This is a genomic window from Granulosicoccus antarcticus IMCC3135 (assembly GCF_002215215.1).
Taxonomy (GTDB): Bacteria; Pseudomonadota; Gammaproteobacteria; order Granulosicoccales; family Granulosicoccaceae; genus Granulosicoccus; species Granulosicoccus antarcticus.
On sequence record NZ_CP018632.1, the window covers coordinates 6,128,687 to 6,146,909 of the forward strand.

An 18,223-nucleotide genomic window follows, 5' to 3' on the forward strand; every position below is an offset into this window, starting at 1 on the left:
AATGACTACTAAAACCGTAGAGACCGTAGAGGCTGTGAAAGAAGAAGCCGTAGAAACAGCTGCCCCCAGATCCGCAGGGCGACAACGTGGCAGCCTTGTATTTATCCTGACGCTGATCGCACTGATCATCGGCGTCTCGATTTGCAACAAGCTACCTGAAGGCCATGCCCTGTATGTCAGCAACTACATGGTGACGTTGCTGGGCAAATACTTGACCTATGCGATTCTGGCAGTCGCTGTCGATCTGGTCTGGGGATACCTGGGCATCCTCAGTCTGGGCCATGCAGCCTTCTTTGCACTGGGTGGTTATGTCATGGGCATGCACCTGATGCGCCAGATTGGCGATCGTGGTGTTTATGGCAATCCGGACCTTCCCGACTTCATGGTATTTCTCAACTGGACAGAACTACCGTGGTACTGGACAGGCTTTGACAACTTTGCCTTCACCGCCTTGATGATCCTGCTTGTGCCAGGCCTGCTGGCCTATGTTTTTGGCTGGTTCGCCTTCCGCTCACGGGTCAATGGTGTCTACTTGTCTATCATCACTCAGGCTCTGACCTATGCATTGATGCTGGCCTTCTTCCGCAACGAAATGGGCTTTGGTGGCAACAATGGTTTGACCGATTTTCGCGAACTACTGGGATTCGACCTGCGCTCCAACGATGTCCGACTCGGTCTTTTCATCGCATCCGGCGTCGCCCTACTGCTGACCTATTTGTTGTGCGACATGATCCTGCGCTCGCGCCTGGGCAAGGTGGCTGTTGCCATTCGTGATGCTGAGAATCGTACCCGCTTCATTGGCTATCGAGTAGATCGCGTCAAACTGGCCCTGTTCGTCTTGTCTGCCATGATTGCCGGTTTAGCCGGAGCCTTGTATGTGCCTCAGGTAGGCATCATCAACCCCGGAGAGTTCTCGCCGTTGAATTCCATCGAAGTGGTGGTCTGGGTTGCTATCGGCGGTCGCGGCACCCTCTATGGGGCCGTGCTGGGTGCCTTGGGTGTCAACTATGCCAAGACCTGGTTCACCGGAGCCTTTCCTGAGGCCTGGTTATTTGCCCTGGGCTTGCTGTTCGTCGTGGTGACACTCCTGCTGCCACGTGGAATTGCCGGGCTTCTACGCTACAAACGATCAACACAGGCGGCCTCATGAGCAGCAATTCAGCAATGAACCCTCAAGCGGCTTTCCGACGAGATCGCGTCTTCGAATTCCTGATTCCCAAGCAGGTGGAGGATCTGGATCTTTCGCATGGAACGGCTCTTTACCTGGAAGACATTTCTGTCAATTTTGATGGCTTCCAGGCCATCAAGGATCTGAACTTCTACGTCAACACCGGTGAATTGCGTTGCCTGATAGGTCCCAATGGCGCAGGCAAAACAACCTTGATGGATATCGTGACCGGTAAAACCCGGCCTGATACCGGAACGGCCTGGTTCGGTCAGAAAATCAACCTGCTACGAATGGATGAAGCTGAAATCGCACAGGCAGGAATTGGCAGAAAATTCCAGAAACCGACCGTCTTCGAAAATCTCACTGTTTTCGATAATCTGGAACTCTCCATGGCCGGCACCCGCAAGCTCTGGGCAACCTTCCGTGCCAAGCTGGATAACGAGACCATGGATCGTATTGAAGCCATGGCCGATACCATCAATTTACGCCAGCAACTGCATGCCCAGGCAGGTAGCTTGTCGCATGGCCAGAAGCAGTGGCTGGAGATCGGCATGCTCATCATGCAAAATCCCGTATTGCTACTGGTTGATGAACCGGCGGCTGGCATGACTCACCAGGAAATGGACAGAACGGTTGAGCTGCTGAGCAGTCTGGCTGGCGATCATGCCATCGTGGTGGTCGAACATGACATGGACTTTGTCCGCGCCCTGAACTCTCCCGTCACTGTTTTGCATCAGGGTAGCGTGCTGGCCGAAGGCAGCATGTCTGACATTCAATCGAACGCAGACGTCATGCGCGTCTACCTGGGAACGGAGGATGCCTCATGCTGACACTCGACAAACTCAATCAGTTTTACGGCTCCTCGCATACGCTAAAAGACCTCAGCCTGACCATCAGACCCGGTGCCTGCACCGTCATCATGGGCAGGAACGGCGTCGGCAAGACAACTTTAATGCAATGTGTGACAGGTCTACAGGCGCTCAAGAGTGGCTCGCTTACCCTGTCTGGCAAGGATATTACCAATATCCCCGCTGAAGAGCGGGCCGCCGCGGGTATCGGCTATGTGCCTCAGGGACGCCAGATATTCCCTCTACTGAGTGTGGAAGAGAATCTGCGTATCGGCTTGCGGGCCAGACGTGATGGCCTGAAAACCATCCCTGATCTGATCTATGAGCTGTTCCCGGTATTGAAAGAAATGCTGCACCGGCGCGGCGGGGATCTGTCCGGCGGACAACAGCAACAGCTGGCCATTGGCCGAGCCCTGGTCACCCAGCCAGAACTACTGCTGCTGGATGAACCGACCGAGGGCATTCAGCCCAACGTCGTTCACGACATCGGCACGATCATAACGCGACTCAACAAGGAGATTGGCCTGACCGTGGTATTGGTGGAACAAAAGCTGCCCTTTGCCCGACGGGTCGGTGATGACTATGTCTTGATGGACCGTGGCGAGGTTGTCGCCAACGGTCCGATGGAGGATCTGGGTGAGGATCTGGTCAGGCAATACCTGACCGTCTGAGCCCGACAGATCTGCTTCAGTTGGCCATGTTCTCCTGACGCACCGCCAGAAAGGCGTCGACAGCCGTACAGGCTTTCGCCGTACACAACAATGGATTGATTTCCAGTTCGACCAATCGCTCTCCCAGCTGCAGGGCTGCCAATTGCACAGATTCGAGTGCATCCAGCAGGCATTCTCGATCCACCGCAGGGCGATTGCGAAAACCATTCAACAACGGCGCACAGCGAAGACGCTCGAGGCGACGATCCAGCTCATCACGGGATGCCGGAATCAGGCACTGTACCGAATCTGCCAGCACCTCGGTAGCAATGCCACCGGCACCGATGGTCATCACCAGACCATGCACAGGATCATGGATGACACTGACGAGAAGCTCGACAACCGAGCCTTGGACCTGTTCCTCGATCAGGCAACCACCCGCACAATCAATCTGCCGGATAGCCCGCTCCAGATCCCGACGATTGTCAATATTCAAGGCGATGGCATTGGCCTCGCTCTTGTGAGCAATACCCAGGCCCTTGGCCACTACAGGATAGGTGAACACGGGCGAGGCCTTGTCCAGTGCATGACTCAAACGCAAGGATGAGCGAACATCTGCAAATGACAAACGGATATTCACAGGAACATTCACGCCAAAACGACTGAGCCAGCGTTTAGCCGTGCTTTCGTCCAGCTGCCGGGTTGCCGGAGCATCGGCTTCTGCACACTGCACCAGTCCCCAGGCTTTCTGACTGGCATAACGCGCACTACGGCCCGAACGTGTACTACCGGTACCTTCCACCAGAGAAAGGCCCGCACTCGTGAATGGGACATCCGAATGCTCAGGCAGCCACACCGGCTCACTGGGTTTGGTAGCATCCGCCATATCAAACCATGCTGCATTGGCCAGGGCTTTCATGCCATCAGCCAGCCCACACAGTGCCACCACGTCGTGCGCCATCAGAGATTCGACAACTTCCTCGGGCATATTCTCAGGCAAAGTGGCGACAACGGCCGCCACACCCTGCCAATGACTGGCCACGGCGACAAAGGCATCCAGCGCTCGCTGCCAGGAAGGTGCCTCGCAACGATCCGCTCTTGGAAAATCCAGAACCATCAAAGCCACATCTGCCACTGAAGGAAACTGATCATTGGCGGAAGTTGTCACACTGGCGGGTGGCTTGCGTATCTGCAACATGGCCGACACCATTGCTTCCATCGCCGCCATGTCGTCCCAGATGACCGTGTGATAGTCCAGAGGATTAGCCAAGGCAACATTCTCACCCAGCGCCTCACGCAATGACTGTTTTTGAGTCGCCTCCAAGGGTGGAAACTGCAAGCCATGCGACAAGCCAGAATCACTGACCAGAGCGGCTTCGCCACCAGAGCAGCTCATCGACAACACCCGATAGCCACCGACCTTGTGCGGCAGATGCAATACTTTCAAGGTCTCGATGAACTCACCGATACCACGCACCCGCAGCAGTCCCAGACGTTCGATAAACGCGCTGGCTGCCGAATCGTTACCTGACAAGGATCGGGTATGAGAAATCAATGCAGCTCGAGCCAACGGTGTGACACCGGTTTTCAGAACGATAATCCGCTTGCCCAGGGCACGTGCCCTTGATGCCAGGCTTTCAAAGGCTCGTATGTCTGAAAAACCTTCTATATGCAGACCCAACGCGGTAACCCGCTCATCTTCCAGTACAGCGATTGCAAGTTCTGCCAGAGAGGTCTGTGCCTGATTGCCGGCGGTGATCAGATAGGCCACCGGCAGACCCCGCTTCTGCATACTCAGATTGATGGCGATGTTGGATGACTGCGTAATGATGGCCACACCCCGCTTGACCGTCTTGCCGCCGTGCACATCGGGCCACATCACAATCTGATCCAGATAGTTGATCAGTCCATAGCAGTTGGGACCGATAACCGGCATGTCGCCGGCCGCCTCGATCAGACGATCCTGCCGTTTATCGCCATCGCTATCCAGTGCCGCACTCTCACCGAATCCGGATGCGAAACAGATGGCGCCACCTGCCCCCGCATCAGAGAGTTGCTTGACTATCTCGATGGTACGGTCTTTATTGACACCGATGAAGCAGGCATCAGGCACGCCAGGCAACTCATCGATATTTCGAAAACAACGCTCCCCAGCCAGGGTTTCACGGGTCGGGTGAACCGGCCAGACATCCCCCTCGAAGCCAGCCTTTCGACATTGCTTGATGACCTCTTCTGCCCAATGCCCTCCCAGAACTGCAATCGAGCGGGGCTTTAGTAGTCTTCCAAATCTATTGTGCATTTTTTATGAACGCTGCCTGTACATGGCGCCCTGCATCAGATTGGCGTATTCAATGGCAGGTTTCAGGAACGCATCGTAACTATCCATGACTTTCTTGAAGCCTGCATTTTCTCCTGCCAGCTTGTTGATGACATCACTCGAGGCTACGCGCAACGCCGCGACAACATCATCTGGAAACTCCAGAAATTCCACACCTTCTTCGCGCAGCTGGCCCAGTGCCTGAGTATTGAAGTAGTCGAACTGCGCCAGAGTCTCTGCCGAAGTTGCTTCTGCCGCATTGGCAACAATCGCCTGCAGGTCCGCAGGCAGCTCATCAAAGGCATCCTGATTCACGACGATGGACAGCGCTGCACCCGGCTCATGAAAGGCTGGCACGTAGCAGATCTTGGCAACCTTGTACAAGCCGAAAGCCTGATCCAGCAATGGCCCTACCCACTCAGCAGCATCGATTGCTCCTGATTTGAAAGCCGGAAAGATTTCAGGAGGCGGCAGCAATACTGCATTCACGCCCAGGGCACGCATCGCCTCTCCACCAAGACCGGCAATCCGCATGTTAAGGCCCTTGAGATCATCGACTGAATTGATCGGCTTGCTGAACCAGCCACCACTCTGAGTACCACTGTTTCCCGAATAGAAAGGCTTCAGGCCTCGTTCGGCGTACACCTCGTCCCACAATTCCTGTCCACCACCGTAGCGTAACCAGGCTGCATGCTCGGTTGCAGACATACCAAAAGGGACGGTGCTGAAAAAGTGCAGTGCCGGGTTCTTGCCTGCCGCATAGTACGGTGTTGAATGTCCAATCTCGGCAGTGCCCTGCTGAACGGCATCTTCAACGGCAAACGGTGGCACCAGCTCACCACTGGAAAAGATCTTGAACGTCAATCTGCCATCTGACATGGCAGCCACACGTTCGGCAAAACTGACCACATTGGTGCCGATCCCCGGAGCCTTGGCCGGAAAACTGGTGGGCAATTTCCATTCGATCTTGCCTTGGGCAATAGCCGGAGCACCGGTAATAAGCGCAGTCGATGCTGCCGCACCGGCGATGCTGGACTTGACGAAGTCACGACGTTTCATGGGAAGATCCTCTATGGTTTCAAGCCAACGATAAATCGTTGATATCCATTTTTCATATCAATAGCGCCGGCAGCCAGGTTGCCAGCTGCGGGAATAGCGCCACCAAGCATAGCGCAAGCAATTGCAGCACAACAAATGGAATAACGGCCCTGTAGATGCCTAGTGTACTAAGAGAAGGCGGCGCCACCGAACGAAAATAGAAAAGTGCGAACCCGAACGGTGGAGTCAGGAACGAGGTTTGCAGATTCAGAGCCAGTAAAATGGCTATCCACACCGGATCGAAATCGCTGGCCAACAGGATAGGACCGACTATCGGTACCACGATGAAGATGATTTCGACAAACTCAAGTACGAATCCGAGCAGAAAAACGACCAGCATGACCACCAGCAGCGTGCCCCACTGCCCCCCGGGCAAGTCACTAAGCAGGTGTTCGATCAGTTCATCGCCGCCAAAGCCACGAAAGACCAGCGACAACATGGACGCACCGATGATGATGCCGAACACCATGGCAGACACCAGTGTGGTTTCCCGCAGCACGGCCTGCAATACCTGATGCCTCCAGAGCACGACACAGGAGGCCACCAGCCCCACCGCGCTCAGTATCACCACACCGCTAGCCAGGGTCAGGCCCATCTCATGATGGCGGATACCGCCCGGCAGAATGAAGTTCATGACCAGCAGAAACACCAGTGCGAGCACGGCAAGCAGATTCAGGCGACTGATAACACGTGTATTTGCCACATGACTGGCGGCCAGTAGCAAAGCACCCGCAGCACCAATGGATGCCGCCTCGGTCGGGGTGGCAACACCACCCAGAATCGAGCCCAGCACCGAGAGAATAAGCAGCAGTGGCGGCATAAAAATCTGCAACACAGAAAGCCATGTCAATTGTTCCGGAAGCGCTACCTCATCGACAGTCTCCTCTGACCCAGCCGGCTGCTTGAGCGGCATGACAGGGCCATTGCGACGGCTCCAGAATTTGAGAAACACCGCCACATAGACCGCGTACAGACTGACTAGCAGCAGGCCCGGGATTAGTGCCCCGGCAAACAGATCTGCAACCGACACCGGCTCTGGAGCAAAATTGCCAGCCGCATGCTGAGCTTCAAGGTAGGTGTTTGAAATCTGATCACCCAGCAGAATAAGCACCACCGAAGGCGGAATGATCTGCCCCAATGTGCCAGAGGCGCAAACCAGCCCGCTGGACAGCTGAATTGGTAAACCCGCCCGCGTCATGGCCGGCAAACTGATGAGTCCCAGCATGACAATGGTGGCACCGATGATACCGGTAGAGGCCGCAATCAGTGCACTGACAACCAGCACCGAGAACGCCAGACTGCGTGCAGAGCCGCCCAATAAGCGAGCCATCACCAGCAGCATGCGCTCAGCTGTACGCGAGCGCTCCAGCAACACGCCCATGGCGATGAAAAGTGGTACTGCAATCAGCAGCGTATTGCCCGTCAGACCAAATACACGCTGTGGAAACGCCTGCAGATAGCTCAGATCAAAAGCACCCAGCAACGAGCCCAGAAATCCGATGATCAATGGCACACCCAGCAGCACCAGCATGACCGGCACACCTGAGAGGATGCCTGCCAGCAAGCCCAGGAACAATATGATGATAAAAACAGTGGAGATATCCATCAGTGGGCTCGTCGCAGCAAGATGGAATTAATGCCCTGCAGAATCATCAATACGCAGCTCAGCGGGAAAAGTGTCTTGATTAGATAGACGCCGCCCAGTCCACCGGTTTCCCGGGAGCCTTCACGGATCTGCCAGGCATAGGCAATATCGGGATAGACCAGATAGATCGACAGAATGAAGACAGGCAGAAGCAACAGGATGATGCCAGCATTGTCTATCACTAGCTGCAGGCCCGGCGATTGGCGCTCCCGCAGAACATCGACCCTGACATGCCGGTCAGCAACGAGTGCAACTGGAATACTCAGAGTCACCAGGCTGGCGAATACGTAGGCCGAGAAATCTTGCAACTCAAGAAAGCCGACGCCAAAGCAGTAACGAAGAGCGACGATGGCCACTTGGGAGAACAGCAGCAGCACCAGCAATGACAGACAGACACCCAGCGTCAGTCGGTGCAGAGTCGCGCACACCCTGGTTAAATGAACGTTCAAGCAGGTCTCCTCCTCTATTAGGCAATAGTCGAAAGCTGGCGATCAGGCAGGATCGGCCGACTTGCGTCGATAAACGTCGCGGCCACCTATCCAGACTCGCTGGACATGCAGCTTGCGCACATCTTCCTCCTGCAAAGGATCGCCCGACAACAGGATCAGATCGGCGAGTTTACCTGCTTCCAGCGACCCCCTGTCAGTTTCCAGATGATTCTGCCAGGCGGCATCGATGGTCATTGCCCGCAGCGCACGTGCGCGACTCACCACCAGGCTTCCCCCCAGCGAGGCCCCGGAGAGCGTCTTGCGCTGGGTTGCGCTCCAGAGCATGGTCATGGGCCGCATCGGTGTTACAGGCGCATCGGAATGAATTGAGTACTTGACACCGAATTCATCCGCTGCCGCCAGCGGACTGATGTTGGCTGCACGCACCTCACCCAATAATCGATCGCGGTACCAGTCTCCCCAGAAAAACGTATGAGCCGGAAAAAACGACACGCTGACCGAGAGTTCCGCCAGTTTGCGCAGCTGATCGCGACGAATTGTCTGTGCGTGCACCACAATATGCCGGGCATCATCTCGTTTGTAGTGCTCGTTGGCCATCGCCAATGCATCAATGATCAAGTCAATCGAGGCATCGCCATTACCATGAATGGCCATCTGCAACCCCGCTGCGTGATAGCGCTCCACCCACGCACGAAATTCTGCCTCAGGCATGGCCGGATGACCTCGATAGGCCGTATCAAGAGCTGCATCGGGCTCACCTGGCAGCAGCTTGTACGGCTCGGTCAGCCAGGCAGTACGTCCCTGGGGGCTGCCATCAGCAACCAGCTTGATCGCTCCCACGTGAAACTTGCTGCTGTCCTGAATCGACCAGCCAATAAGCTGCGACAATTTTCCTGAAGCACTCCACGTGGCGACATCCGGATCTGTCTCAATGGCAGGCAGGATGTCTATCAGCGCCTGCTCCAGCTTGTCATGGGCCGGCCAGAGCACGGCTCGTTGCGGCAGTAGCCCCGTTCGTTGTGCCCACAGCAGAATATGCATTGAAATCCGGTCGGCATAACCATTCTGCAAAGTTGTCACACCCGCGGCCAGGTATTCATCACGAGCCAGCAAAAAGGCCTTCAACAAGCTTCGCAGTGGCAATTGCCTGAGCAACTGTCGAAGTTTGGGTGCCGCCGACTCCTGTAACAGCCCATTCAGGCGACCATCAGCATCTCGCCCGACATTGAGCTCAGCAGGCCATTGGGTCAAACCAACATGATCGACATGTCCCAGCGCTTCAAGGGCCAGAGAGTTGCCAACTCCCATATGCCCGGATCGATGCCAGAGGTAGACTGGATGGTCGGGGGCTGCCAGATCAAGCTCAGCCCGAGTCGGATGCCTTTCACTGTTCAGAGCGGCATTGTCATAATTGAACCCGATGACCCAGGAGCCGGCGCGGCGCTGTTCGCTGGCACCCTTCACTCTTGCCAGCAGAACGGCCAGCATATCCACCGTACCCACGGGGGGTGGCGACAAATCCAGCCCTGCATGCACCAGGCCGGGGGTGGGGAAATGGCTATGAGCGTCTACAAATCCGGGCATCATTGTTTGCCCCTGCAGGTCGATGACACGGGTATAGACAGGAGCACGGGCTTCCAGAACCTTGCGCTCCCCCACAGCAATGATACGTGTCCCCTGAGTCAACAAGGCCTCTGCGTATGGCCGGGATTCATCCATAGTCAGGATCTGACCGTTGACGAACAGCTTTGCTTCCGGATTCCCAGCCGCCCCTTGTAGAAACAGGCTAACCAGCAACACAGCCCACAAGGCGGTCCGATTCATGTATTTTCGGATAAGATTTCCTTACTGTCGTATTGAACCGCAGCGTTGATCACGGCAAGTTTCACCAGCTCTCGTATACTGACCTGTAATCATCTTCGGAGTTCGTCATGCCAGCCAAGGACTCGTCCGATAATAAACTGAGCGTTTCAGGTGCCCATCCGGGCTCTGGATTCAGAGCAAAAGCCATGCACACCTGTGTAACAGCTGCCACCTCCCTACTGCTGGTCCTATCGCTTGTCGCCATACCTGGCCAGGCACAGGAGATCGATCCAGAGACCGATTCTCTGCCCCCCATCATCGAGCTGGAGCAATTGACCGAGGGTGTGGCAGACCGCTCCCAGGTATTCACCGTGCAGATCGCCGAGGATCGGGAACTACAGGACGCAACCTTCTATTACCGTCGAGAGGGACAATTGCCCTTCACCCCTGCACCGATGGAAGCTCTGGGTAATACCGGTTACTACAGCGTCTCGATACCTACGGACCGTTCGGACTTGCGCACCATCGAGTATTACGTGCAAGCACGCGATCTTTCCGGCAACCGTACAGTCAGCGGGTTTGCATTTGACCCCTACAGACGAACGCTGCAGCCCTCAATAGACCCACTGCAGTCATCTGATTCATCAGGCAATGCACAAATTCGTTCGCAAACAGATGGCGCGCCTACCACATCACCTCGCAAGGCTGGCAATGACTCCCCTCTGCTACAGCGCCGTTGGGTTCAGATCACACTTGGCATACTCGCTGTCGGGGTGGTCGCCTCTCTGGCTCAGGACGATAGCGAGGATTCGCAAGTAGTGCCCTTGACGTTCAACCTTCAATAAGAATGACATGAACACCATGACACGGTTACCCAGATCCCTGTTCGTCATAGGCTGCAGCCTGTTACTTGCGAGCTGCTCCGACAGTGGCACGGTAACAACGCTGGATGCCGAGCCATCTGTAGGCATTGAACTGCCCGGATTTCTGGCAGGCTCTACCTCGCCGTTGGAAGGCCAGATATTGCCCACCATAACGCTGTCGAATGGCGCCAACGTCAGCGTCAATAGCACCAGTCCACGAATCTGGACCGGCACCATCAACGTTGAGGTTGGTCGTAATTACACGGCAACCATCCAGTGGGTGGAAAGATTCGAAGGCGGTCTTCTGCCATTGGTGCAACTGACACAGGTTTTCGAGATTGCAACCGATGGCAGCATAGCCAAAGGCGCCACCAGCGAATACTCGAGCGAGCAGTTCGACTCTGACTCTGATGGCGTGTCCAATCTGGCTGAACGCCAGGCAACGACAGATCCGCTAACCCCCCCGTCGACCGATGAACCGACAACGACTGATCCAACTGACACAACTGACACAACTGACACAACTGACACAACTGACACAACTGACACAACTGACACAACTGACACAACTGATCCAACTGACACAACTGATCCAACTGACACGACTGACACGACTGACACGACTGATACAACCGACACAACCGACACAACCGACACGACCGACACGACCGACACGACCGACACGACCGACACAGAGATACCGGCGGTTGCTGACGTTGTAATCCCGCGCATCCTGGCCGCACTGGCGCCTGTCATTGACGGTGACGGGGTGACTACCGACTCGCAAGGTCAACTGACAGGCGAGTGGGCAAGTGCGTTACAGACTGATAACAGTGGTGCACCGCTGCTGATCGACAATCTGATGATCGATATCGACGCCGATGCTGCCGATGGCACGCCCTACCGGCGCTGGGCTGCGATGCACGATGGCACCTATCTTTATGTAGTGGTCATGGTGGACGACGATGGCGATCGCTATCGCGATTCGGGAGCAGCCATCCATGACGACGATAGCCTTGAGCTGTTTATCGATGGCGACAATAGCAAATTGCAATCCTATGATGGTCTAAATGATTTTCAGATCACCATGCCAGTGCAGCGATCAGGCGCAGACAAACAATCTGCCACCAGCGGCTCCATCGTAGGCCCCAACTCCAGCACGGCTCCTTTGGGTTTACGGTTTGCAACCGGACCTGGTATCGGCCCTGACGGTCTGCGTCGTGAAAACTATGAACAGGATATCTACGAATTGCGAATCGATATAGCCTCGGCTGGCATCGATCTGGACGCAGCTTTTGGCTTCGAACTTCAAATCAACGACGACGACGATGGCGATGAGCGCGACTCCAAATGGGGCTGGAAGCACGCCTCTCGCAATGGTGTTGACACCGATGGCACCTTCACTAATCCATCCTTGATGGGCACACTGGTTCTGGATTAAATCAACGTCTATTCGTTGCTGGCAATCAACAGCTTTTTGATCTGACGCAGATTGCGGCTCTCTGCCAGCAGGACCGCATCAATTCCGTTGGCATCGCGGATGCGGATATTGGCTCCAGCCCGGATCAGAGAATTCACGACGCGGTGCCGATCACGGCCTACGGCGGCCAGCAGTGCCGTACGCCCGAGCGTATCCGATGCGTTCAGATCGGCACCTTTTGCGATCAATTGCATGACCAGGTGCTCGTACCCCTTCTTGGTCGCTTCGATGACCGGAAACGAACGATTCACTGTCGGCATATTGACATTGGCTCCGGCATCGACCAGATACTTGGCCACCACTGGCTGCTCCAGCGCAATAGCAACAGCCAGAGGGGTCTGACCTTCACGGTCCTGTCCATCGACATTGGCACCTGCTTCAATCAGATTTCCAACCAGCTTCACCAGTGAGGATTGCGGCGCTTGTTGTATCGCATTCACCAGAATGTCATCCGGTAATGCCCCCGTCAGACCCTGGTCACGAACCATCGTCTGTACCACCGCCGCACAGCCTGCGCTTACCGCCCGGCTCAGATGAGACTGCCCGTGATAGACCGACAACACGGACAAGTCAGCATTGTCGTCCAGCACTTTTTCGATCTGCGAGGCATTACAACGTTGCACCTGATCGGCGAAGTACGCCTGTAAGCTGGCCTGATAGCTGGATTTACTCAGCAAATGGTTGGTTAAGACCTCACTGCATACCGGCTTCTTTATGTAAGTAGTCAATGGTTGACCAGCCACAAGCTCAGGCGCCTGCATATCACCACGACTTTGCAAAAGTGAGCTCAGGCGTTGAACATGGCAAATGGCTGCAGCATGACGGTATTCACCGTAGAGGTTTCTAAGCTCGCGCTCACGCTCCTCGGGCGATGGTAGCTGGACATCCAGAATTTTCCTGTTGCCAGCGAACTGCGGGTTATATCGTGCTGATACCATCAAGATAAAGCGCTCGCCTCCCAGCCTGCGATCCGTGACGATGGCGTGATCCATCGCTGTCATGCCTCGGTAATCCTGCTGGGTAACCGAAGCTCCATGACTGAGAAGAAAAGCCACTACATCAGCATGGTTACTGGTAATGGCTACCATCATTGGCGTACGACGCTCTGAGCTGAGCGCTCCATTATCGACTCTGGCACCCTCAGCAAGTAACCGCTTCACAATGGACAGCTCGCCGATTTTGGCTGCCAGCATCAATGGCGTATTGCCGTTAACCACCGCCTCTGGCTGCGCTCCGCTGACCAGCAACTGGTCCACCAGCACCAGATCCTTGTTGGCAATGGCATTCATCAGCTTGCTTTCGTTACTTGCAGGCAGATAAGTGCAGTTGGGTTTGAGTCGCTCAAGAACTGACGGATTGATAGAGTCACTGGTGCAATTCCAGCTCAGCAGACCACTCACAGGATTGATGCTGGGCGTGAATGTCATCGCCTTGCTACCGATCTTGTCTTCGAAGTCTACAATAAGCACCCCGCCACGATTGATGCCGACACGCTTGACACTGGTTCCATAAATACTTTTCGGCGGCGGCAGACCGGCCGCCGTATTATCATTGGGCATGATGCCGCGCTTGATGTAATGGTCTGACACTCGCAATTTGACTGGCGAGGTCAGATTGAAAGCTTCAGACAGCAGCGCTGCCTCGACGTACAGGCCACGCGAATACCAACTATGCAGAGCACCTGCAGCAGTGGCAATCATGGCGAGCACAATGATCAGCAGTTTCACGTATGAGTTAACAAGGGTTAGGTTAAATGTCCGGGAGAAATGAGCACAGGGTACGATTTGCGCTCCCCGGGCCTTACCTCTTGCGTATCGACCCGTAACACCCCACCCTTGATGGATTGGTTGGCATTTTCTGGCTATGCGCAGGAAGTAACATGCCCACCCTCCCCTTGAAGCCGAATACAAAACGAATTTCACAGATTCAGGAGTCCGCCCTACCCATGAAAACGCCGGTCAGTCACCCCGCTTTTGTCCACGTACGCAGCGAGCATATTCAGTCGCTGGACATAGATGTCCACGAATTCCAGCATACCGTCACTGGAACAACGCATATACACCTGGCAGCAGACAAGCCTGAAAACGTGTTTCTGGTAGGCCTGCGTACCGTTCCCACCGACTCCACCGGCGTGGCTCATATACTTGAGCATACGGTCTTGTGTGGTAGTGAAAAATATCCGGTTCGCGACCCCTTCTTCATGATGATCCGGCGCTCGCTTAATACCTTCATGAACGCCTTTACCTCCAGCGACTGGACCGCCTATCCTTTCGCCACCTTGAACCGCAAGGATTATTTCAACCTGCTGGACGTCTATCTTGACGCAGTATTCTTCTCGCGCCTGGACGAACTGGATTTTGCGCAAGAAGGTCATCGGGTTGAATTCGAAAAAGCCGATGACTCGACTACCGATCTTGTTTTCAAAGGCGTCGTGTTCAACGAAATGAAGGGCGCAATGAGCGCTGCGACCAGCGTGCTCTGGCAGACTCTCAGCAAGCACCTGTTTCCGAACAATACCTACCACTTCAACAGCGGCGGTGAGCCGGAAGACATTCCTGATCTGAGCTATGAAGAGCTCAAGTCATTTTATGAAACCCACTATCACCCTTCCAACGCGGTTTTCATGACCTACGGCAATCTGGCACCCGATGAGCTGCAAACCCGCTTCCAGGATCAGGTGCTGAACCGTTTTGAAAAGCTTGACCGGACTATTCAGGTAACACCGGCAAAACGCTATCACGCGCCCATGCGTGTGCAGGAATCCTATGCCACCCAGGAAGAGGACACTACAGACAAGACCCATATCGTTGTGAGCTGGTTGCTCGGTGAGAGCATCAATCTGGATGAACGACTACAGGCTCACCTGCTGTCTAGCGTGCTGCTTGACAATAGCGCCTCTCCAATGATGCGCGCACTCGAACAAAGTGAACTGGGCAACTCGCCATCACCCATGTGCGGACTGGAAGACAGTGCTCGGGAAATGGTCTTTGCCAGTGGCCTGGACGGCTCCAACCCGGAACATACTCTGGCAACGGAGCAGATGATTATCGAAGTGCTGGAAACCATTGCTCGCGAAGGTGTTCCGCAAGAGCAGATCGAAGCGGTGCTGCACCAGATTGAGATGAGTCAACGTGAAATTCGTGGCGATGGTATGCCATTTGGTTTGCAACTGGTACTCAGTGGCCTGTCCGCAGCCATGCAACGTGGCGACACGCTTGCATCAATAGATCTGGATCCGGCGTTGCAACGTCTGCGGGAAGCGGCACAGGATCGGGATTTCATTCCGGGCCTGATACGCACATTGCTGCTGGACAATCCTCATCGCGTGACGCTGACCATGACTCCGGATACCAGCATCAGCGAGCGTCGCATCGTGGCTGAAAAGACACGCCTGGCAACCATGAAAGAGGCCATGAGCGAGACTGAGAAGCTGCATATTGTCGATCAGGCAGCAGCCCTTGCCAAGCGCCAGGCTCAGGAAGACGATCCTGAAATACTGCCAAAAGTGACCCTGGCTGATGTGCCGGTAGAACTGCACATCCCCACCTCCGAGTCACGCACGATCGAAAACGCGCCTGCAACCATTTATGCACAGGGTACCAACGGTCTGGTCTATCCGCATGTTGTGGTTGACCTGCCACAACTGGATCCCGAACTTGCAGCGGTTCTGCCTCTGTATACCAATTTTCTGGCCGAGCTCGGTTCTGGCGGACGCGACTATCTGGACACTCAGACAGCCCAGGCTGCGGTAACCGGTGGCATCAGTGCCTACACCTTGCAACGTGGCTCAGTCGATGATGAGCAAGCGGTCAGTGGCTTCATGGTGCTGCGCGGCAAGGCACTGTTGCGTAATACCGATGCACTATCGGGGCTTATGCTCGATACGCTGACCGATGTCCGGTTTGATGAACATTCACGCATCCGTGAACTGATAGCCCAAACCCGTTCCAGTCGTGAGCAAAGTGTGACGGGCAGTGGCCATATGCTGGCCATGATGGCCGCAGCCAGTGGCATGAGCCCAACCACACGCCTCTCTCATCAACTCAGTGGCCTGGCTGGTATCAAGTCACTGAAGGCACTCGATGATTCCCTGAGCGATGACAAGGCAATGGCTGAGCTGGCAGAACGTTTTGCCACGTTGCATCAGATGCTGCGCGATGCCCCAAGGCAATTCATGATTGTGGCCGAAGATGAAAATCTGGAGAGCGTTCAGAAAAGTCTTGGAGCTGCTTTCGGAGCTGCATCCGTGATCAAGGATTTCGCGAAATATTCGCCAGCCCCGATACGTGAGCAAGTCAAGCAACTGTGGACCACCAGCACTGAAGTGAACTTCAGCGCCAAAGCCTACCCCACGGCCACCTCTTCACACACAGACGCCGCGGCACTATCCATTCTGGGACCCTTTTTGCGCAACGGCTATCTGCACCGCGCTATCCGTGAGACCGGTGGCGCCTATGGAGGCGGGGCATCTCAGGATTCCGATACAGCATCATTCCGCTTCTACAGCTACCGCGATCCTCGTCTGACAGGCACTCTGGACGACTTTGATGCCTCTATTAAATGGCTACAGGAAACCAGCCATGAACCTCGTGAACTTGAAGAGGCCATACTGAATGTGATCAGCGGTATCGACAAGCCTGGCTCTCCTGCCGGTGAAGCTCGTAGCGCCTATCAGGCTGAACTGTTTGGCCGTACAGCCGAACGTCGACGTGAATTCAGAAAGCAGATTCTGGAAGTCAGCCTGGAGGATTTGAGACGAGTAGGTGCCACCTACTTTGATCCGCAAAAAGCGAGCGTTGGGGTTGTCACCAACGAGAAGACAGCGGCCACCGCGGAAGTCTCAGCACTGGGTCTGGAAAAGTTCGCACTCTGAACTGTGTGAACTACCTCTAGGTTTATATGGGCCTGCCATCACTAACAGTGATGGCAGGCATGCTGCGCTTTAGTGGGTCATTGAAACAATTATTCCAAGCACAGCAGGCCATGAACCAAAAAACCCCGATGTAACGGGGTTTTATCGTGTTCATGGCCTTTGGCCAGCGTACTGCTGACCTACAACCTGCAACAGGCTATTTAGTCTTCGGTCTCACCAGAGTCTTCGGAAGTTGCATTCTCTTCCGGATCACCTGCTTGAATCCGTTGGTAGATCTCTTCTCTATGTACGCTGACATCAGGAGGCGCAGTAATTCCAATGCGCACCTGTTTACCTTTGACACTGAGAATGGTAATAGTCACTTCATCACCGATAACAATCGATTCATCAGTTCGTCTGCTCAGAATCAACATCCGAGTCACCTCCTAAATCCTAAAATCCAAAATAAAACGTGAAACCGCGGTACCTCCTTTCACACAGGTCGAGTAGCTCCCATGGGACTGGTGACATTAGCTATGCAACGTCAGTCAGCCATGACTGCATTACTACCAGATCCAAGCCCTAGTATGACTCATACTTAAGCCCTAGACACAAACTTATGCGGACGAAGTTTTCAATTCTTTACTTCGGTATCACCCTGGTTTGACTACAAGTTCCCACACTTTCCATGCATCGGGAAAGATAACTACCTGACAGCCAGTTTGTCGCTTCTCTCTGACCCTATATCGATGACTAGAGTTCACTGGTCCGATAGCAAACACACTTGTAATTTGTGTGAATTTTCATCAGGAAAACCGGCCTTTACGACTGCTTTTGCTCTAGCAAGCTTCAGACAATGTATCTGCTCAACGTCGGTTAAAAAGCCAGATACCGTAATATCAAGCCGATAACGTAACCCTTTAAAACCTGAAAATTCTCATGACAATGCAGGTTTTTGCATAGACAACGCCCTGGAACGCCACTTTTTTGCCATTCATTTATGGCAAAACACCTTCACCGACAGCCTAAAACCGGGAATTCCATAGAGCC

At 54.6% G+C, this 18,223-nt stretch carries 13 protein-coding genes; 6 read left to right on the top strand and 7 right to left on the bottom strand.

What is annotated here, in order from left to right:
- Position 1 precedes the first annotated feature (1 nt).
- From urtC to urtE, 3 genes are read left to right on the top strand one after another with little or no spacing between them, the layout of a single operon-like run.
- A complete protein-coding gene (urtC, locus tag IMCC3135_RS26555) occupies positions 2-1,150 on the top strand; it encodes an urea ABC transporter permease subunit UrtC (protein WP_088920341.1) in 1,149 nt (382 codons plus the stop codon).
- Positions 1,147-1,998: an urea ABC transporter ATP-binding protein UrtD gene (urtD, locus tag IMCC3135_RS26560; RefSeq protein ID WP_088920342.1), complete on the top strand. Its 852-nt coding sequence runs from the start codon at positions 1,147-1,149 to the stop codon at positions 1,996-1,998. Before urtC ends, urtD begins: the two co-directional genes overlap by 4 nt.
- Positions 1,992-2,687: an urea ABC transporter ATP-binding subunit UrtE gene (gene urtE, locus IMCC3135_RS26565; protein WP_088920343.1), complete on the top strand. Its 696-nt coding sequence runs from the start codon at positions 1,992-1,994 to the stop codon at positions 2,685-2,687. The genes urtD and urtE overlap by 7 nt, the downstream gene beginning before the upstream one ends.
- A 16-nt stretch (positions 2,688-2,703) precedes the next feature.
- Here urtE and IMCC3135_RS26570 read toward each other — a convergent pair whose 3' ends face one another.
- The 5 genes from IMCC3135_RS26570 to IMCC3135_RS26590 are packed head-to-tail and all read right to left on the bottom strand — an operon-like array spanning position 2,704 to position 9,999.
- Positions 2,704-4,965, bottom strand: a complete 2,262-nt coding sequence (locus IMCC3135_RS26570) for an acetate--CoA ligase family protein (RefSeq protein ID WP_088920344.1) — start codon at positions 4,963-4,965, stop codon at positions 2,704-2,706.
- Between the two features lie 3 nt (positions 4,966-4,968).
- Positions 4,969-6,042 carry a TRAP transporter substrate-binding protein gene (locus tag IMCC3135_RS26575; RefSeq protein ID WP_088920345.1) on the bottom strand — a complete coding sequence of 358 codons (1,074 nt, stop codon included), beginning with the start codon at positions 6,040-6,042 and terminating at the stop codon, positions 4,969-4,971.
- 52 nt (positions 6,043-6,094) lie between these two features.
- Positions 6,095-7,687 carry a TRAP transporter large permease gene (locus IMCC3135_RS35080; protein WP_088920346.1) on the bottom strand — a complete coding sequence of 531 codons (1,593 nt, stop codon included), beginning with the start codon at positions 7,685-7,687 and terminating at the stop codon, positions 6,095-6,097.
- On the bottom strand, positions 7,687-8,175 hold the full coding sequence (locus IMCC3135_RS26585; protein WP_205737723.1) for a TRAP transporter small permease subunit: 489 nt from the start codon (positions 8,173-8,175) through the stop codon (positions 7,687-7,689). Before IMCC3135_RS26585 ends, IMCC3135_RS35080 begins: the two co-directional genes overlap by 1 nt.
- A gap of 42 nt (positions 8,176-8,217) precedes the next feature.
- The gene (locus IMCC3135_RS26590) at positions 8,218-9,999 is read right to left on the bottom strand and encodes an amidohydrolase (protein WP_088920347.1); all 1,782 of its coding nucleotides are present in this window, start codon (positions 9,997-9,999) and stop codon (positions 8,218-8,220) included.
- Between the two features lie 107 nt (positions 10,000-10,106).
- Between IMCC3135_RS26590 and IMCC3135_RS26595 the strand changes: the two genes are divergently transcribed.
- Together IMCC3135_RS26595 and IMCC3135_RS26600 are read left to right on the top strand one after the other, a co-directional pair.
- On the top strand, positions 10,107-10,823 hold the full coding sequence (locus IMCC3135_RS26595; RefSeq protein ID WP_088920348.1) for a hypothetical protein: 717 nt from the start codon (positions 10,107-10,109) through the stop codon (positions 10,821-10,823).
- 7 nt (positions 10,824-10,830) lie between these two features.
- Entirely contained in the window at positions 10,831-12,282 is a 1,452-nt protein-coding gene (locus IMCC3135_RS26600; protein ID WP_088920349.1) for a sugar-binding protein, read from the top strand.
- Positions 12,283-12,290: 8 nt separating this feature from the next.
- Here the strand turns inward: IMCC3135_RS26600 and IMCC3135_RS26605 are convergent, their stop codons facing one another.
- Positions 12,291-14,048 (bottom strand): ankyrin repeat domain-containing protein, encoded by a 1,758-nt coding sequence (locus tag IMCC3135_RS26605; protein WP_088920350.1) that lies wholly within the window; start codon positions 14,046-14,048, stop codon positions 12,291-12,293.
- A gap of 152 nt (positions 14,049-14,200) precedes the next feature.
- Between IMCC3135_RS26605 and IMCC3135_RS26610 the strand changes: the two genes are divergently transcribed.
- Complete coding sequence (locus IMCC3135_RS26610) at positions 14,201-17,194, top strand: insulinase family protein (protein WP_236994665.1); 2,994 nt, start codon at positions 14,201-14,203, stop codon at positions 17,192-17,194.
- Positions 17,195-17,394: 200 nt separating this feature from the next.
- Here IMCC3135_RS26610 and csrA read toward each other — a convergent pair whose 3' ends face one another.
- The gene (csrA, locus tag IMCC3135_RS26615) at positions 17,395-17,607 is read right to left on the bottom strand and encodes a carbon storage regulator CsrA (protein WP_088920352.1); all 213 of its coding nucleotides are present in this window, start codon (positions 17,605-17,607) and stop codon (positions 17,395-17,397) included.
- Positions 17,608-18,223 lie beyond the last annotated feature (616 nt).

What these genes read in the sequence shown, in the direction of transcription:
- IMCC3135_RS26610 (WP_236994665.1), top strand. Translation starts at nt 14,201, where the DNA reads ATGCCCACCCTCCCCTTGAAGCCGAATACAAAACGAATTTCACAGATT.
- IMCC3135_RS26575 (WP_088920345.1), bottom strand. Translation starts at nt 6,042, where the DNA reads ATGAAACGTCGTGACTTCGTCAAGTCCAGCATCGCCGGTGCGGCAGCA.
- urtD (WP_088920342.1), top strand. Translation starts at nt 1,147, where the DNA reads ATGAGCAGCAATTCAGCAATGAACCCTCAAGCGGCTTTCCGACGAGAT.
- IMCC3135_RS26595 (WP_088920348.1), top strand. Translation starts at nt 10,107, where the DNA reads ATGCCAGCCAAGGACTCGTCCGATAATAAACTGAGCGTTTCAGGTGCC.
- IMCC3135_RS26600 (WP_088920349.1), top strand. Translation starts at nt 10,831, where the DNA reads ATGAACACCATGACACGGTTACCCAGATCCCTGTTCGTCATAGGCTGC.
- IMCC3135_RS26590 (WP_088920347.1), bottom strand. Translation starts at nt 9,999, where the DNA reads ATGAATCGGACCGCCTTGTGGGCTGTGTTGCTGGTTAGCCTGTTTCTA.
- urtC (WP_088920341.1), top strand. Translation starts at nt 2, where the DNA reads ATGACTACTAAAACCGTAGAGACCGTAGAGGCTGTGAAAGAAGAAGCC.
- IMCC3135_RS26570 (WP_088920344.1), bottom strand. Translation starts at nt 4,965, where the DNA reads ATGCACAATAGATTTGGAAGACTACTAAAGCCCCGCTCGATTGCAGTT.
- urtE (WP_088920343.1), top strand. Translation starts at nt 1,992, where the DNA reads ATGCTGACACTCGACAAACTCAATCAGTTTTACGGCTCCTCGCATACG.
- csrA (WP_088920352.1), bottom strand. Translation starts at nt 17,607, where the DNA reads ATGTTGATTCTGAGCAGACGAACTGATGAATCGATTGTTATCGGTGAT.
- IMCC3135_RS35080 (WP_088920346.1), bottom strand. Translation starts at nt 7,687, where the DNA reads ATGGATATCTCCACTGTTTTTATCATCATATTGTTCCTGGGCTTGCTG.